This is a genomic window from Streptomyces sp. NPDC048671 (assembly GCF_055587045.1).
Window position 1 is genome coordinate 1 of sequence record NZ_JBVJHB010000020.1, and the last position, 16,407, is coordinate 16,407.

Below are 16,407 nucleotides of genomic sequence, written 5' to 3' on the forward strand. Positions count from 1 at the left end.
AACATTTTCTGGGGCTTTCCTCCGGGCGCTTCCCTTCGGTCTTGCGTTTCCGACTCTATCAGACTCTTTCGTGTCCGATTCCCGGTCGAAGCGGGATTGTTCTTGATTACCTCCGGGGAATTTCGCTTTCGCTTTTTCCCTTTCGGCGAGTCCGACTCTATCAGGCCTCTCCGGTCCGATTGACCAGCCCCAGCAGACATGCCGGTGCCGACGTCGGGTTAGGGTTTGGGCTTAATAGTCGCCGCCGACCCCCGACTCAATGTCGCGTTGGGGCCAGGCAGGAGTACGACAGTACAGGCTGCCGAGAGACGAGGCAAATCGTTTCCGGTGCACCCCTAGGTCCTCGAACCGCCAGGACTCAGGCGGAACCGGGACTTCCCATGACTTACCCTGCTGAGCAGTACGCCGCCCTCCTACCAAGCCCTGGCGGCGCCATAGAAGCTCCACTCTGGGAGGCTCCCCATGACCACTGTGACGTCCCCTCTTGCCGGACGCGCCATCGGGCTCGCCGCGGTGCCCGACCCGGTCTTCTCCGGCGCGATGGTCGGTCCCGGTACCGCCATCGACCCCGTACGCGAGCCGTCGGAGGCCGTGTCGCCGGTCGACGGAATCGTCGTCTCCCTCCACCCGCACGCCTTTGTGGTCGTGGACAGTGAGGGACACGGGGTTCTGACCCACCTCGGTATCGACACGGTCCAGCTCAATGGTGAGGGCTTCGAGCTCCTGGTGAACAAGGGTGACACCGTCACGCGCGGCCAGCGCATCGTGCGTTGGGACCCGGCCGCCGTGGAGGCGGCCGGCAAGTCCCCGATCTGTCCCGTCGTGGCGCTGGAGGCAACTCCCGATTCCCTCTCCGACGTCGTCGAGGACGGCGACGTGAAGGTCGCCGACGCACTGTTCGGCTGGCAGTAATGCGTTCGGCGCAGTGACGGCCGACCGGATATCCACCGCGGGGACATCGTCCACCGCACAATCGGAGACAGGTGAAATGGAGACAACGCTGCGGGGCGTAGGCGTGAGCCACGGTGTGGCGATCGGCGAGGTACGGCACATGGGCACGGCAGTGCTCGAACCGCCGGCCAAGCAGATCCCGGCCGAGGAGGCGGAGCGCGAACAGGGGCGGGCGCGGCAGGCCGTGGACGCTGTGGCGGCCGACCTCGTCGCACGCGGCAACCTGGCCGGCGGCGAGGCCCAGCACGTGCTGGAGGCCCAGGCCATGATGGCCCAGGACCCCGAGCTCATGGCTGATGTCGACCGGCGCATCGCTGTCGGCAGCACCGCCGAGCGGGGCGTGTACGACGCGTTCGCTTCGTACCGGGCGCTGCTGGCCGGTGCCGGGGAGTACCTCGCGGGCCGTGTCGCCGACCTCGACGATGTGCGCAACCGGATCGTGGCCCGGCTGCTCGGCGTGCCGATGCCGGGTGTACCCGACAGCGACGAGCCGTATGTGCTGATCGCGCGGGACCTGGCTCCTGCCGACACGGCGCTGCTCGACCCCACCCTGGTGCTCGGCTTCGTCACCGAGGAGGGCGGACCGACCAGCCACAGCGCCATTCTGGCGCGGGCGCTCGGTGTGCCCGCCGTCGTGGCGCTGCCCGGCGCAGGCGAGCTGGCCGAGGGCACCGTGATCGCGGTGGACGGCAGCACCGGTGAGATCTTCGTCGAGCCGAGCGCCGAGAAGCGGGCGGAGATGGAGAGCGCCGCGGCCGCGCGGAAGGCCGCGTTGTCCACGTCGACCGGTCCCGGTGCGACGTCCGACGGCCACAAGGTGCCGCTGCTCGCCAACGTCGGCGGGCCCGGCGACGTGCCGGCGGCGATCGAGGCGGGTGCCGAGGGTGTGGGGCTGTTCCGCACCGAGTTCCTCTTCCTCGACGACAGCAAGCAGGCGCCGTCCGAGGAGAAGCAGATCGCGGCGTACCGCGCCGTGCTTGAGGCGTTCCCCGAGGGACGTGTCGTGGTGCGGGTGCTGGACGCCGGTGCGGACAAGCCGCTGGACTTCCTGACTCCGGCGGACGAGCCGAACCCGGCGCTGGGCGTGCGCGGGCTGCGCAGTCTGCTGGATCACCCCGATGTGCTGCGGACCCAGCTGACCGCTCTGTCGAAGGCGGCCGAGGGGCTGCCCGTGTACCTGGAGGTCATGGCGCCCATGGTCGCGGACCGTGCGGACGCCAAGGCGTTCGCCGACGCGTGCCGCGAGGCCGGGCTGAACGCGAAGTTCGGTGCGATGGTCGAGATTCCGTCGGCCGCGCTGCGCGCCCGTTCGGTGCTTCAGGAGGTGGAGTTCCTGTCGCTGGGCACCAACGACCTGGCGCAGTACACCTTCGCGGCGGACCGTCAGGTGGGTGCGGTGTCCCGGCTGCAGGATCCGTGGCAGCCGGCGCTGCTGGATCTGGTGGCGATGTCGGCCGATGCGGCCAGGGCCGAGGGCAAGAGCTGTGGTGTCTGTGGTGAGGCTGCCGCCGATCCGCTGCTCGCCTGTGTCCTGACCGGCTTGGGAGTGACGTCGCTGTCGATGGGCGCCGCTTCCATTCCTTATGTGCGCACCACGTTGGCGAAGTACACGCTCGCGCAGTGCGAGCGGGCCGCGGCCGCCGCCCGTGCGGCGGACTCCGCCGAGGAGGCGCGGGTCGCCGCGCAGGCGGTGCTTTCGGGCGAGTAGGACCGCAGCGCCAGGACGCTGAGGAGAAGGGGCTTCCCGCCGATGGTGGCGGGGAGCCCCTTCGGCTTGTCAGTGGTGGGGTTCCGGCTCGTCGGCGCCGATGTCGAAGCCCGCGCAGTACTCCACGCCGGACTCCGGGGAGACCGGTTCCCCGGTGTCGGCATCGGTGCAGTAGGCGCTGAAGACCTCGCCCGCGGTGAGCGGGGCGAGGCCGCCGCGGGTCAGCCGCCAGCCGTGCACCCGGTCCGGGGTGCCGGGTGCGCTCGTCCGCAGGACGACTCCCCCGCGGCTTTCGAGGGCGATGCCGACGGCCAGCACGGTCACGAATTCGGCTCCTTCCGCCGAGTCGAGGCGGGCCGGTCCGCTCATGTCCCGTTCGGTGTGCAGGGCGGCGAGCAGCTGCTCGCTCTCCGTGGGGGTGCTGCAGACCAGGTGGTGGGTGCCGGGGCCCGCTGTCTCAAGGGTGCGCAGCAGGAGGTGGGACGCCCGGTCGAACGCCGCGCGGCCCACGTCCTGGCCGCAGTCGGCGCACTCCCCCAGGCCGGCCAGGAGCATCGTGGCGTACTCCCAGGTGGCCCGGCGTACCGCCCGGGAGACGAGGAGCGGGATCAGGGTGTCGAGCGGCTGTCCGGTGTAGGTGACGGTGGCTCCGATCGCCGCGATCTCCGCGGTGAAGCGGCTGCGGCTCGCCGGGGAGTCTGCCGCGATGTCCGATTCGGCGCAGAACTCCGCGTACTCCTCCGGGTCGAAGAGGGCGACCGTTGTGTGCATGCCCTGTGCGGCGAGTGATTTGAGCAGGCGTTCCACCTGCTGGAGGTAGACGCAGTGGTCGTCGAAGGCGAACGTGGCGTAGTGCCGCATCACCGCGAAGTCCTGTTCATCGGTCAGGAGGCCGATGGTGTTCGGTGCTTCGCGGCGCAGCGTGCGTCGCATGGTGGCGCCGGTCCGGCCGTGGATCGTGGCCCGCTTGTTCCTGGTCGGCTTGTTCCTGGTCTGCTTGTTCCTGGTCTGCGCCATGATTCCCCCAGTGCGCTGTCGATCATTGCTCACTCAGAGTAATCAGGGGTACTGACAGTGCCGTCGGTCAGCGGCGCTTGCGCGCCAGCTCCTCGTAGAAGTGGAGGAGTTCCAGGTTGTCGATCGAGCCGGGGTTGACGGCCTTGGCCAGGGGCGTTCCCTGGAGCAGGCGCTTGACCGGAACCTCGATGCGCTTGCCGGTCAGGGTGTGCGGGATGCCGGGGACCTCGATGACCTCGTCCGGGACGTGGCGCGGGGAGAGGTTCTCGCGGATGGTCTGCTTGATGGCGGCGCGCAGTTCGTCGTCGAGCGCGGCGCCCTGCGCGAGGTGGACGAAGAGCGGCATCCAGTAGCCGCCGTCGGGCTCCTCCAGTCCGATGACGAGTGATTCGTGAATTTGCGGGAGGCGCTCGACCGCTTCGTAGATGTCGGCGGAGCCCATGCGTACACCCTGGCGGTTGAGGGTGGAGTCGGAGCGGCCGTGGATGACGACGGAGCCGCGGTCGGTGATCGTGATCCAGTCCCCGTGGCGCCAGACTCCGGGGTACATGTCGAAGTAGCTGTCGTGGTAGCGGCTGCCGTCGGGGTCGTTCCAGAAGCGGATCGGCATGGACGGCATGGGCTTGGTGACGACGAGTTCGCCGACCTCGCCGGTCAGCGGGTTGCCCGCCGGGTCCCAGGACCGGAGGTCCGTGCCGAGGGCGGGGGCCTGGAGCTCACCGATGTGGACGGGGAGGGTGGGGACCGCTCCGGCGAAGCAGCTGCAGACGTCGGTGCCGCCGCTGACGGATGCGATCCACAGCTCGTCGGCCACTTCGTCGTGGAGCCAGCGGAACCCGTCGGGCGGGAGCGGGGAGCCGGTGGTGGCGACGCACTGGACACGGGAGAGGTCGAAGTCGCGCCCCGGGTGGATGCCGGCCTTGCGGCAGGCCATGACGTAGGCGGCGGAGGTGCCGAACAGCGTGGCGCCCGTCTGTTCCGCGACGCGCCACTGGGCGCTGATGTCCGGGTAGCCGGGGCTTCCGTCGTACAGCACGAGTGTGGTGCCGGTGAGGAGACCGGAGACGAGGAAGTTCCACATCATCCAGCCGGTGGAGGTGTACCAGAAGAAGCGGTCCTCGGGGCCGAGGTCGCAGTGCAGGCCGATCTGCTTGAAGTGTTCGAGCAGGATGCCGCCCTGGGACTGGACGATGGCCTTGGGGAGGCCGGTGGTGCCGGAGGAGTAGAGCACCCACAGCGGATGGTCGAAGGGGACCTGCTCGAAGACGGGCTCGGTGTCCGCGGCGATGAGGGCGGACCAGTCGAGGGCGCCTTCGGGTGCGTCGGTGCCCAGCAGCGGGATGTGGACGACGGCGCGCAGGGTGGGGAGTTCGCGGCGCAGCTCGGCGACGGTGTCGGCGCGGTGGTGTTCCTTGCCGCCGTATCGGTAGCCGTCGACGGTGAACAGGACGACGGGCTCGACCTGCTGGAAGCGGTCGAGAACGCTGCGGGCGCCGAAGTCGGGGGCGCAGGAGGTCCAGACGGCTCCGACGGCGGCGGTGGCGAGGAAGGCGACGACCGCTTCCGGGATGTTGGGGAGGTAGCCGCTGACCCGGTCGCCGGGGGTGACGCCGAGTGCGCGGAGCTCGGCGGCGAGCGAGCCGACCCGGCGGCGGAGCTCGGACCAGGAGGTGGGGTTCTGGGTGTGGCTCTCGTCCACGTGGAGCAGCGCGGGCGCGTCGGCGCGGAGGGGGTCCTCGGCGGTGCGCAGCGCGTGTTCGGCGTAGTTGAGGGTGGCGCCGGGGAACCACTGGGCGCCGGGCATGGTGCGGTCGCCGAGGACGCTCTCGTAGGGGGTGGAGAACCGTACGTCGAACCATTCGGCGACGGCCTGCCAGAAGGTGTCCAGTTCGTCGACCGACCAGCGGTGCAGCGCTGCGTATCCGCCCTCGGCCGGTGCTCCGTGGCGCTCGGCCGCCCAGTTCTGGAAGCGGGTGACGGTCGCGGTCGCGATGCGGTCCGGGCCGGGCTGCCAGAGGGGGGCTTCGTCGGCTGCTGAGGTCATGGGTCGGCTCCTGGCTGTACGGGTACGCGGGTCAGCGTGGGTCGCGCGCACGTGCTGGGGTGTGCGCGTGAGGCGGCTTTCACGGACGATGCCATGTGATCGTCTTTCGCACCAGGGCCGCCCACCCATGACCGCGTGTCCGGATATGTGGTCCGGCCACGTCCGGCCACGTCCGGCCACGTCCGGCCCGTGGATGAACGAAAGTTGAACAGAGCCCGTTCCCCGCTCGCCGGATGGCAGGGTGAGCCGCATGAACGGTCGTGACCTGGTGCGCTCGGTGAAGTCGGTGGGTTCGAAGCAGGGACTGCGTACGGTGCGTTCGGCGTGGCGGCGCTCGCGGGCGGATGCGCGGGCGTTGCCGTCGCGCGGCCCGGAGCGGGCGAGGGTGCCGGGGCCCGCGGTGGGGGCGGAGCCGGGGCCCGGCGGTGGTGTGGTGCGGTTCGCGCGTTCGCAGCTGAGCGTCCGGGTGGCCGTGGGGGGTGCGGTCTTCTGGGGATGGGACGGGGCGGAGCCGCTGCCGTCGTACGCCCTGCCGGGGCCGGCGCCCGACGCGGATCCGCGGGCCGTTCTGGAGCCGGACAAGGACGGCGGATGGCAGGTGGTCTCGGAGCGGCTGACCGTCGCGGTGTCCCGGCACGGGGCGGTGGAGCTGCGCACTCCTGGCGGCGTGGTGCTCCGGCGCGAGCTGCCGCCCCGGTGGTGGGAGCCGGTGGCGGGCGGGGCCGCGCGCTGGGTGCAGCGGTCGCAGGTCCCGGCGGACGCGCGGTTCTTCGGGCTCGGCGGGCGAGCGGGCGGGCCTCGGCTCCGGGACGGCGTGTACGGGTTGTGGAACACCGATCCGGGCGGGCGGTTCGGGCCGGACGACGACCCGCTGTACCTGACGATGCCGGTCCAGCTGGTGGTCTCGGACGCGGGGACTCATCTGGCCTTCCACGACAACTCCTGGGCGGGGCGGGTGACGCTGCGCGAGGGGGAGGAGGGCGCGGGTTCCGGTCATGACCGTCCGGGGATGTCCGAGGTGCGGATGGACGGCGGGCCGCTGCGCTGCTGGGTGGTGGCGGGCACGCCGGCCCGGGTGCTCCAGGGCTGGACGGCCCTGACGGGCGCGCCGGCGCTGCCGCCGTCCTGGGCGCTGGGTCCGCAGCACGCCCGCTGGGGCTTCGGGAGCGGGCGGGAGGTGCGGCGGATCGTGTCGGGGTACCGGGAGCGGGGGCTGCCGTTGTCCGTGCTGCATCTGGACATAGACCACTACGACGCGCACCGGGTGTTCACGGTGGACCGGGAGCGGTTCCCCGATCTTCCGGGGCTGGCCGAGGAGTTGCGCGGGGACGGGATACGGCTGGTGTCGATCGTGGACCCGGCGGTGCCGGCCGCGCCGGGGAACGCGGTGTTCGAAGGCGGCAGGGCGGTGGGGGCCTCGGGTGCGTTCGTGCGGGACGCCCGGGGCCGGACCGTGCGCGGGGAGGTGTGGCCGGGTGAGTGCGTGTACCCGGACTTCACCGATCCGCGGGTGCGCGAGTGGTGGGGCGGGCTGTACGGGGAGCGGCTGGCGCAGGGGTTCTCCGGTGTCTGGCACGACATGAACGAGCCGGTGTCGTTCGCGGCGTTCGGTGACCCGACGCTGCCCCGTTCGGCGCGCCACTCGCTGGAGGGGCGCGACGGCGATCACCGGGAGGCGCACAACGTGTACGGCCTCGCCATGGCGCGCGCCGGGTACGAGGGGCTGTGCCGGCTGCGCCCGGACGAGCGGCCGTTCCTGTTCTCGCGGTCCGGGTGGGCGGGGATGCAGCGGTACGGGGGCACCTGGTCCGGTGATGTGTCGACGGGCTGGCCGGGGCTGCGGGCCTCGTTGGCGCTGGTGCTGGGTCTCGGGCTGTGCGGGGTGCCGTACTCGGGCCCGGACGTGGGCGGGTTCGACGGGTCGCCGTCGCCGGAGATGTATCTGAGGTGGTTCCAGCTGGGCGCGTATCTGCCGTTGTTCCGTACGCATTCGGCGATCGACGCGGGCCGGCGGGAGCCGTGGGAGTTCGGGCCCCGGGTGCTCGACGCGGCCCGCGAGGTGCTGCTGGAGCGGGAGCGGCTGCGCCCGTACTGGGTGACGCTGGCGGAGCTGGCCCGGCTGACGGGCGCGCCGTACGCGCGTCCGTTGTGGTGGGGTGCGCCGGGCGACCGGGCACTGCGGGAGTGCGAGGACGCGTTCCTGCTGGGGGACGCGTTGCTGGTGGCGCCGGTGCTGGGGCCGGGGGTGGGTGAACGGGCGGTGCGGCTGCCGCCGGGGCGCTGGTACGACACGGTGACCGGTGCGGTGTACGAGGGGCCGGGTCAGGTGGTGGTCGAGGCGCCGTTGTCGCGGGTGCCGGTGCTGGCGCGGGCCGGGTCGGTGATTCCGGTGCGGGGTGCGGACGGTGGGCTGGAGCTGGAGGTCTGGGCTCCGGTGGAGGGGCGCGGCGGTGGTGGCTTCGTGGTCCGTGACGCGGGGGACGGCTGGGAGCCTGCGGTGGTCGAGCGGTACACGACGCGGCTGGTGGGCGGGCGGGTCGTGGTGGAGCGGGACGGTGAGGAGGGGCTGGTGGACTGCTCGGTGCGGGTCCGGGGGCGGTGAGCGCGCTCAGCGGTAGCGGCCGGCGAACCAGGAGCGGACGGCCTCGGTGTGCAGGGGGAAGGCCAGTTCCTCGGGGGCGTGCAGGACTTCGTGTCCGGAGGTCTCTTCGGTGGGTGCGGACGGCGGGAGGGCGGCGGCCGGCCGGGGCGGGAGCAGGCCGAACAGGAGCAGGTGGCCGTCCGGTGAGCTGAGGGCGTCGGCGAGCCGGACGTCGTCGCGGTGGGCCTCGATGCCGGTCTCCTCGTGGAGTTCGCGGACGACCGCGTGTTTCCAGTCCTCGGCGTGGTCGACGAAGCCGCCGGGGAGTGCGCGTCCGCCGAGGCAGGGTTCGATGGTGCGGGTGATGACGACCAGTCCGGTGCCGTCCCGGCCGGTGACGGGGAGCAGGGCGACGGCGACCGGGAGCGGGTTGCGGTAGGCGGTGGCGCCGCAGACGGTGCAGGTGCGGGGCCAGGCGTCCGGGGACGCGAGGGCGGTGTACGGGGCTCCGCAGCTGTCGCAGTGGGAGTCCTTCACGGGCTTCTCGGGCTTCTCGGGAGTTCTCGTCGTCTCGGACACGCGCGGACTGTATCCGATCACCTGCCCGGTGCCGCAGGACTGATGGACGATGTGCTCATGACAGGTCTTGCTTCCACTCTCCGTGCCCTGGCAGCCACTGCCGCCGCCCTGCTCGCCGTCACCGCCGTCGCCCCGGCGGCGCGGGCGAGGCCCGAGCCCAGGGCTCCCGCCGAATTCGTCGCGCTGCGTGCGGTGGATCCCACGATCATCCAGGAGATGCGTTATCCCACCGGGCACGACTTCATGGGCGAACCGGTGGACGGTTACCGCGAGTCCCTGTGCATCCTGACCCGGCCCGCCGCCCAGGCGCTGCACCGGGCCCAGCTCCGGCTGCTGCGCCAGGGCTACTCGCTGAAGGTGTACGACTGCTACCGGCCCCAGCGGGCCGTCGACCACTTCGTACGGTGGGCGAAGGATCTCGACGACGAGACCATGAAGGGCGAGTTCTATCCGCGGGTCGACAAGACCCGGCTGTTCGCCGACGGTTACATCGCGGAGAAGTCCGGGCACAGCCGGGGCAGCACCGTGGACCTGACGCTGGTGAGGCTGCCGGCCCGGCCGGCCCCGCCCTACCGGCCGGGTCAGGAACTGGTCCCCTGCTACGCACCGCAGGCCGAGCGCTTCCCGGACAACTCGATCGACATGGGCACCGGATTCGACTGCTTCGACACGCTCTCGCACACGGACGATCCGCGGATCCAGGGCGTGCGGCGCGCCAACCGGCAGTTCCTGAAGAAGACGCTCACCGACGCCGGATTCGTCAATCTGGCCGAGGAGTGGTGGCACTACACCTTCACGCCGGAGCTGTTCCCCGACACCTATTTCGACTTCCCGGTGGCCCGTCGGTCCGTCGCCGGCCACTGAGACCGAAGGGGAGAAACGGGTGACTGGGACCACCCCCGTGGGTTCCGGCCACCCGTTCTTCTTCTCGGACGCGAATCGGCCGTATCCGGTTGCCGTTCCAGCCATTACGGTGCCCGTATGTCACAGCAGACGTTCGATTCGTACGAGGAATTCTGGCCCTATTACGTCGCGATGCACTCCAGGGCAGCGACCCGCTGGGTCCATCTGACCGGCACCCTGACCGGGCTCGCGATCACCGCCTACGGCCTGGCACGCGGCCGCAAGCGGTACGCGGCGGCGCTGCCGCTGATCGGGTACGGGACCGCCTGGCCCGCCCACTTCCTGATCGAGGGGAACAACCCGGCCTCCTTCGGTCATCCGGCCTGGTCATTGCGCGGCGATGTGCAGATGATCCGGATGATGCTGGCCGGCCGCGACCGGGAGCTCGCGGAGACCGCCGCCAAGTGGCTCGCCGACAACAGCTGACCGTGGCACACTTCTGACGTTCCGTCAGATTCAGTGCTGGGGAGGAACTTTGCCGAGCAAGCACATACCCGTGGTGGCCGGGTGGTTCACCGAGGACGGCCCCGATGAGGACTTCCGGCTGCTGGGCACCCGCTGTCCGCTCTGCTCGTCGGTCTTCTTCCCCCGCCAGGACGGCTTCTGCCGCAATCCGGGCTGTGACGGCGGCGAACCGGTCGAGGTCCCGCTGTCCCGGCGCGGCACGGTCTGGTCGTACACCGACGGCCGCTACCGGCCGCCCGCCCCCTACCCCTCGGACCCGGACGTGCCCTGGGAGCCGTACACGCTGGTGGCCGTGGAGCTCGCGGCCGAGCGGATGGTGGTGCTCGGGCAGGCCGCGCCGGGGGTCGGCGTGGCGGATCTCGCGGTCGGGATGACGGTCGAGGTCGTGCCCGGGATGCTCGGTCCGCAATCCGGCGACGGCACAAAGGACGGCACGGTGTGGACGACCTGGCACTGGCGGCCCGTGGACACCGGCTCGGGTTCGGGCTCCGGGGACGGTGCGCGATGAGCGGGGACGTGGCCGTTCTCGGGGCCGGGATGCACCCGTGGGGCAAGTGGGGGCGCAGCTTCGTGGAGTACGGCAGGGTGGCGGCCCGCAACGCACTCGCCGACGCGGGCGTCGACTGGCCGGACGTGCAGTCCGTGGTCGGCGCGGACACCGTGCGCGGCGGATATCCGGGGTACGTGGCCGGGGCGACGTTCGCGCAGGCGCTGGGCTGGCAGGGCGCCCGGGTCACCAGCGTGTACGCGGCCTGCGCGTCGGGCGCCCAGGCCGTCAACACCGCCAGGGCGCAGATCCTGGCCGGTATGGCGGACGTGGTGCTCGTGGTGGGGGCGGACGCGGCGCCCAAGGGGTTCTTCGCCCCGGCGGGCGGCGAGCGGCCCGACGACCCGGACTGGCTGCGGTTCCGGGTGCTCGGCGCGACGAACCCCGCGTACTTCGCCCTCTACGCCCGCCGCCGGATGGCCGTGCACGGGGACACCCCGGAGGACTTCGCGCTGGTCAAGGTGAAGAACGCGGCGGCCGGCGCGCTGAACCCCAACGCCCGCTACCGGGCGCCCGTGAGCGCCGAGCAGGTCGCGGCGTCCGCGGTGGTCGCCGATCCGCTGCGGCTGCTCGACATCTGCGCCACGTCCGACGGTGCGGCGGCGCTGGTGCTGTCCAGCATGGAGTTCGCCCGGCGTCACGGGGCCGCGGACCCGGTCCGCATCCGGGCCGTGTCGACCGTGACGCCGACGTACCCGAAGGCGGTGCTCGATCTGCCGGACATCGCCACCGATTCGGCGGTCGCCGCGGAACCGGCGGCCGCGAGTTTCCGCGCCTCGATCGCACGGGCGGCGTACGAGGAGGCGGGCATCGGGCCCTCGGACCTCTCGCTGGCCGAGGTGTACGACCTCTCCACGGCGCTGGAGCTGGAGTGGTACGAGGACATCGGGCTGTGCCCGGCCGGTGAGGGCGCGGCGCTCGTCCGGGAGGGGGCGACGGCGCTCGGCGGGCGCGTCCCGGTGAACCCGAGCGGCGGGCTGGCGTCCTTCGGCGAGGCCGTGCCCGCGCAGGCGATCGCCCAGGTCTGCGAGCTGACCTGGCAGTTGCGCGGCACGGCGGGAGAGCGTCAGGTTCCGGGGGCGCGTGCCGGAATCACCGCGAACCAGGGGCTGTTCGGCCACGGCTCGGCGGTGGTCGCGGTCCGCTGACGGGCCGTGCCCGCAGCGGCTTGTGGACGCACGACGCGCGGCACGTCCCCCTATGGGCCGGGGGTACGTGCCGCGTGCTGCCGGTGCCGCCCGGCCGGCTCGGGGCCGGACTACGTCGTGGCCGGTTCGCGCGGTGCGTCCGCGCGGGCCAGCGCGTGTTCGACGACGGCCACCAGTACGTCCCGTACGGACGACCGGTCCCGCGCGTCGCACAGAAGCACCGGTACCTCCGGATCCAGGTCAAGCGCCGCCTGCACCGTCCCGGTGGGGAACCGGTCGGCGCCCTCGAAACAGTTGACGGCGACGGCGAAGGGGATCGCCCGGCGTTCGAAGTAGTCGACCGCCGCGAAGCAGTCATCCAGGCGCCGGGTGTCCGCGAGGACTACCGCCCCCAGCGCACCCTGGGCGAGTTCGTCCCAGAGGAACCAGAACCGGTCCTGCCCCGGGGTGCCGAAGAGGTACAGCACCAGGTCCTCGCGGAGCGTGATCCGCCCGAAGTCCATGGCCACCGTCGTGGTGGTCTTCGCCTCGACACCCTCCAGGTCGTCCACGGGACGTCCTGCCTCGGTCAGCCTCTCCTCGGTGCGCAGCGGCCTGATCTCACTGACCGCTCCCACCATGGTCGTCTTGCCCACTCCGAAGCCGCCCGCCACCAGGATTTTCAGGGTAACGGGCTCCACGGGCCGCCTGCTGCGGCTAGAGCGCCCGAAGGCCATTGATCACCTCGCGAAGAATGTTCACGTCCGGCAGCTCGGCCGGCGGAACGGGACGGGTCACATGCACCAGCTCGTCCTCGACGAGATCACCGACCAGCACCCGGACCACCCCGACGGGGAGGTCCAGACCGGCCGCGAGCTCGGCGATCGACTGGGGCATGCCGCTGCACAGTTCGACGATCTCCACGTGTTCCGGGGAGAGCGTCTGGTCCCGGCCGGGATCGTCGGCCGCGGGTTCGGGGACGACGATCGCGATCAGGTCGAGACGGTGGCGGGACGCGCTGCTGGTACGTCCCCGCGTCATCGCGTACGGACGGACGACCGGCCCCGCGTCGGCGTCGTACCAGCGCGAGGACTGCGGACCGCCGGGGGCGGCCGGGGAACGCGAGGAGTCGGCGCTCATGCCATCCACTCACCCTCCGTTGGGCAGACCGGTCGACCGGGGGGAGCTGGCCAGGTGGGCGCCCACACGCTTGACCATCAGCGTCATCTCGTACGCCACCTGCCCGACGTCCGAGTCGGAGTCGGCGAGCACGGCCAGACAGCTGCCGTCACCGGCCGCCGTGACGAACAGGAACGCCTCGTCGAGTTCGACGACGGTCTGGCGGACCCGGCCGGCGTCGAAGTGCCGCCCGACTCCCTTGGCGAGGCTGTGGAACCCGGAGGCCACGGCCGCCAGGTGCTCACCGTCCTCCCTGGTCAGGTCCTTGGACGCGCCGGTGGGGAGACCGTCGCTGGAGAGCACCAGCGCCTTGCGGATGCTGGCGACGCGCTCGACGAGTTCGTCGAGGAGCCAGTTGAGTTCGCCGGACCCCTGGCGTGCTGAGTTGAGTGCTGCGGCGTTCGGTGCGGTCATGGACCGTCCCCTCCCGGAGTGGTTCCTTGTGCTGTGTCACCGGGGCCGGTCACGTCCTCGGCGTTCTGGAGGCGGCCGCGCTGCCAGCCGCGCTGGAGCGACGCCATGCGGCTGCGTACCTCGTCGGCGTCGCGTTCGATGTCCTCCACCGTCTCCACCAGGTCCGGCTCGGCGGCGCGGCCGACGGATCCCTCGCGGAGCTGCGGGGCGAGACTGGCCTGCCGGATCCTGCGGGGCAGCCCGCCGACCGTCTCGGGAGCGGGCGCCGGGGTCCGGGCGGGTGACTGCGGACGGGGCGCAGGCACCGAGGGCGTGGCCGCCGGGGACATGGCGTGCTCGGTGCGGGTCCGCGAGCCGTTGGGCTGCCGGGGTTCGGTGGGCCGGCCGCGGTCCGCGGACCGGACGGGTCCGGGCGCCGGGCGCGTGCGCTCCGGGTCGGCGGCCGTGGGGTGGTCCCGGCCCGCCTCGTCGATCCGGCGGCCCCGGTCGGTGACCAGGGTCGGCGGTGTGCGGCGGGGCAGCGGCCTGACGCCGTCCGGGCGCAGTTCCCGGACCCCGTCCTGATCCTCGGTCTGGTCGGCGGCCTGCTGGTGCTGATCGCGCTCGCCGTCGCGGCGGAGCTCACGGGCCCGGAAGATGCCGCCTCGTTCGCTCTCGGTGTCCTCCAGGTCGGACACTCCGTCGAGCACCGGGTCGAGTCCTGGTCCGGCGACGGCTTCGAGTACCGGGTCACGGGTGAAGTCCAGTGGGCCGACCGGTCCTTCGAGCTCGACGGGACCGTCGAGCAGCGCCGGGTCCGCCAGTCCGGTGGGCACCGGCGAGAGGCCGGCGGATCTGCCGCTCTGCGGGCGGCCGTCGTCCTTGCCGCCGTCCTTGCCGCTGCCCGCCGCGTCGCCGCCCGGCCCGCTGCCGGCGATCGCCCTCTCGGACCTGCGGTCGAGGCGGAATCCGGTGCCGTGCGCCTCCGGGGCGTCGGTGAGCAGCGCCGCCGGGATGAAGACGACCGCGGTGGTGCCGCCGTAGGGGGAGGGCTGGAGCGACACCCTGACGTTCTGCCGCTGGGCCAGCCGGCTGACGACGAAGAGGCCGAGCCGGTCGGTGTCGGACAGCTCGAACTCGGGTGTCTCGGCGAGTCGGAGGTTGGCGTCCAGGAGGAGTTCCGCGGGCATGCCGAGCCCGCGGTCGTGGATTTCGAGGGTGAACCCGTTGGCGACGCGCTCGCCGTGCACCTGGACCGCGGTGTGCGGGGGCGAGAACACCGTGGCGTTCTCCAGGAGCTCCGCGATCAGGTGGGTGAGGTCGGCGACGGCCGGGCCGCCCACACCGATCCTCGGCAGCCGGCGGACCTCGATCCGTTCGTAGTCCTCCACCTCCGCGACCGCGGCGCGCACCACGTCCATCAGCTGGATGGGCTTGCGCCACTGCCGTGACGGTGCGGCTCCCGAGAGGATCACCAGGCCCTCGGCGTGGCGCCGCATGCGCGTGGTGAGGTGGTCGAGACGGAAGAGGTCGGCGAGTTCCTCGGTGTTCTCGGTGCGGCGCTCCATGGTGTCCAGGAGCGTCAGCTGGCGGTGCAGCAGTACCTGGTTGCGGCGGGCGAGGTTGACGAACACCTCGGACACCCCGCGACGCATGTCGGCCTGCCTGACGGCGGCCTCGACGGCGGCCCGTTGCAGGATGTTGAGTGCCTGCCCGACCTGGCCGATCTCGTCCCGCTCGTAGTTGAGGTGCGGGGACTCGGTCTCGACGTCGATCTGTTCGCCCGCCGCGAGACGCCGCATCACACTCGGCAGGCGTACCCCGGAGACCTCGTGGGCGTCCTTGCGCAGGCGTGAGAGGTCGCGGATGAGTTCGCGGCCGATGCGCACGGAGACGAAGACCGAGACGAGCAGGGCCAGGAATCCCAGTACGCCGGCGACACCCGCCTTGATCAGGACGCCGTAGCCGGCGGGCCTGCCGCGGTCCTGGAAGCGGTTGTTCATCTCGGTCGAATCGTTGGCCAGCCGGTCCAGGACCGGCGGGGCCACCTCCTGCCAGCGTGCGGCGTCCATCTCGCGGGGGTCCTGGGTGGGCCCCTGGGCGATGAGCTTGCCCTCGGCGGAGCGCAGCGGCTCACTGTCCGGGCTCGCCCAGTACTGCTCGACACGGCGGCGCTCCGAGGCGGGAAGCGCTTCGAGGTTGATCTCGTACAGCAGTCCGCGCTTGGCGATGAGGTCGGAGATCTGCCGGAGTTCGGGGGCCGTCAGCCGTCCCGCGAGGAGCCCCGACGCGACGAGCGCGTCTTCCTGGGAGAGCATTTCGCGGGCGCGCGAGATGCCCGCCAGGGCACGGACCTGCTTGTCCATCGACACGTTCTCCATGACGTGGAGGCCGGTCAGGAAGCGGTAGCAGGGGTCGATGAGGCCGTTGTAGTACTCCATCGCCTTGGCCCGGTCGATGGTGCGCTTGTCGACGGAGTCGCGGAGCGACTGCAGCCCCTGGACCGCGCCCAGGATCGAGCTGAGCTGGGTCTCGGCGTCGGGCCGCAGCGCTTCACGGATGTCCTTGTGCCCCGCGCTCCTGTTGACCTGCTTCACGACCCGGTCGGTGGCGGCGCGCTGGCGGCGCAGGACCGGCAGGGCGTCGGAGGCGCGCGGGTCCGCGAGGAAGACGAGAGTCTGCCGGCGCTCGTTCTGCACGGCCCGGACGGTGTCCTCCAGGGGGTGGCCGATCTTCTCCACCACGGTGCTCGCGCTCATCAGCTGGCCGGCCTCACGGCCGGTGAGATAGGTGGCGAAGCCCCATAGTGCGGTGAGGGAGACGAGCGGCACCAGAAGCAACGCCACGATCTTCCTGCGGATGGACTTTCCGCGAAAGCGCATGGCCTCCCCCAGCTCGGCACCGCAGGGCGGT

14 protein-coding genes are annotated in these 16,407 nt (G+C 71.7%); 7 read left to right on the top strand and 7 right to left on the bottom strand.

Annotation, left to right across the window (positions count from 1 at the left end; genetic code table 11):
• Positions 1-462: 462 nt before the first annotated feature.
• Positions 463-912 (top strand): PTS sugar transporter subunit IIA, encoded by a 450-nt coding sequence (locus ACZ6S6_RS32545; RefSeq protein WP_362966270.1) that lies wholly within the window; start codon positions 463-465, stop codon positions 910-912.
• Between the two features lie 76 nt (positions 913-988).
• On the top strand, positions 989-2,659 hold the full coding sequence (gene ptsP, locus ACZ6S6_RS32550) for a phosphoenolpyruvate--protein phosphotransferase (RefSeq protein WP_362966268.1): 1,671 nt from the start codon (positions 989-991) through the stop codon (positions 2,657-2,659).
• Positions 2,660-2,728: 69 nt separating this feature from the next.
• Here the strand turns inward: ptsP and ACZ6S6_RS32555 are convergent, their stop codons facing one another.
• On the bottom strand, positions 2,729-3,676 hold the full coding sequence (locus tag ACZ6S6_RS32555; protein WP_469708465.1) for a hypothetical protein: 948 nt from the start codon (positions 3,674-3,676) through the stop codon (positions 2,729-2,731).
• 67 nt (positions 3,677-3,743) lie between these two features.
• The gene (locus ACZ6S6_RS32560; protein WP_469708467.1) at positions 3,744-5,720 is read right to left on the bottom strand and encodes an acetoacetate--CoA ligase; all 1,977 of its coding nucleotides are present in this window, start codon (positions 5,718-5,720) and stop codon (positions 3,744-3,746) included.
• A 250-nt stretch (positions 5,721-5,970) separates the two neighbouring features.
• Here ACZ6S6_RS32560 and ACZ6S6_RS32565 point away from each other — a divergent pair, with 250 nt between their 5' ends.
• Positions 5,971-8,322: a glycoside hydrolase family 31 protein gene (locus ACZ6S6_RS32565; RefSeq protein WP_469708469.1), complete on the top strand. Its 2,352-nt coding sequence runs from the start codon at positions 5,971-5,973 to the stop codon at positions 8,320-8,322.
• 6 nt (positions 8,323-8,328) lie between these two features.
• Here the strand turns inward: ACZ6S6_RS32565 and ACZ6S6_RS32570 are convergent, their stop codons facing one another.
• Positions 8,329-8,880, bottom strand: a complete 552-nt coding sequence (locus ACZ6S6_RS32570; protein WP_469708471.1) for an NUDIX domain-containing protein — start codon at positions 8,878-8,880, stop codon at positions 8,329-8,331.
• 57 nt (positions 8,881-8,937) lie between these two features.
• Between ACZ6S6_RS32570 and ACZ6S6_RS32575 the strand changes: the two genes are divergently transcribed.
• The 4 genes from ACZ6S6_RS32575 to ACZ6S6_RS32590 all read left to right on the top strand — a co-directional run bounded on the left by ACZ6S6_RS32575 (position 8,938) and on the right by ACZ6S6_RS32590 (position 11,943).
• Positions 8,938-9,744: a M15 family metallopeptidase gene (locus ACZ6S6_RS32575; protein ID WP_469708473.1), complete on the top strand. Its 807-nt coding sequence runs from the start codon at positions 8,938-8,940 to the stop codon at positions 9,742-9,744.
• A 117-nt stretch (positions 9,745-9,861) separates the two neighbouring features.
• A complete protein-coding gene (locus ACZ6S6_RS32580; RefSeq protein WP_362966256.1) occupies positions 9,862-10,209 on the top strand; it encodes an Mpo1-like protein in 348 nt (115 codons plus the stop codon).
• A gap of 49 nt (positions 10,210-10,258) precedes the next feature.
• The gene (locus ACZ6S6_RS32585) at positions 10,259-10,756 is read left to right on the top strand and encodes a Zn-ribbon domain-containing OB-fold protein (RefSeq protein ID WP_469708475.1); all 498 of its coding nucleotides are present in this window, start codon (positions 10,259-10,261) and stop codon (positions 10,754-10,756) included.
• Positions 10,753-11,943 (top strand): lipid-transfer protein, encoded by a 1,191-nt coding sequence (locus ACZ6S6_RS32590; protein ID WP_469708477.1) that lies wholly within the window; start codon positions 10,753-10,755, stop codon positions 11,941-11,943. Before ACZ6S6_RS32585 ends, ACZ6S6_RS32590 begins: the two co-directional genes overlap by 4 nt.
• Before the next feature lie 110 nt (positions 11,944-12,053).
• Here ACZ6S6_RS32590 and ACZ6S6_RS32595 read toward each other — a convergent pair whose 3' ends face one another.
• From ACZ6S6_RS32595 to ACZ6S6_RS32610, 4 genes are read right to left on the bottom strand one after another with little or no spacing between them, the layout of a single operon-like run.
• Positions 12,054-12,659 (bottom strand): GTP-binding protein, encoded by a 606-nt coding sequence (locus tag ACZ6S6_RS32595; protein WP_469708478.1) that lies wholly within the window; start codon positions 12,657-12,659, stop codon positions 12,054-12,056.
• Positions 12,640-13,062 carry a DUF742 domain-containing protein gene (locus ACZ6S6_RS32600; protein ID WP_362966248.1) on the bottom strand — a complete coding sequence of 141 codons (423 nt, stop codon included), beginning with the start codon at positions 13,060-13,062 and terminating at the stop codon, positions 12,640-12,642. Before ACZ6S6_RS32600 ends, ACZ6S6_RS32595 begins: the two co-directional genes overlap by 20 nt.
• Before the next feature lie 9 nt (positions 13,063-13,071).
• Positions 13,072-13,515 (bottom strand): roadblock/LC7 domain-containing protein, encoded by a 444-nt coding sequence (locus ACZ6S6_RS32605; RefSeq protein ID WP_362966246.1) that lies wholly within the window; start codon positions 13,513-13,515, stop codon positions 13,072-13,074.
• A complete protein-coding gene (locus tag ACZ6S6_RS32610) occupies positions 13,512-16,376 on the bottom strand; it encodes a sensor histidine kinase (RefSeq protein ID WP_469708481.1) in 2,865 nt (954 codons plus the stop codon). The genes ACZ6S6_RS32605 and ACZ6S6_RS32610 overlap by 4 nt, the downstream gene beginning before the upstream one ends.
• Positions 16,377-16,407: the final 31 nt, after the last annotated feature.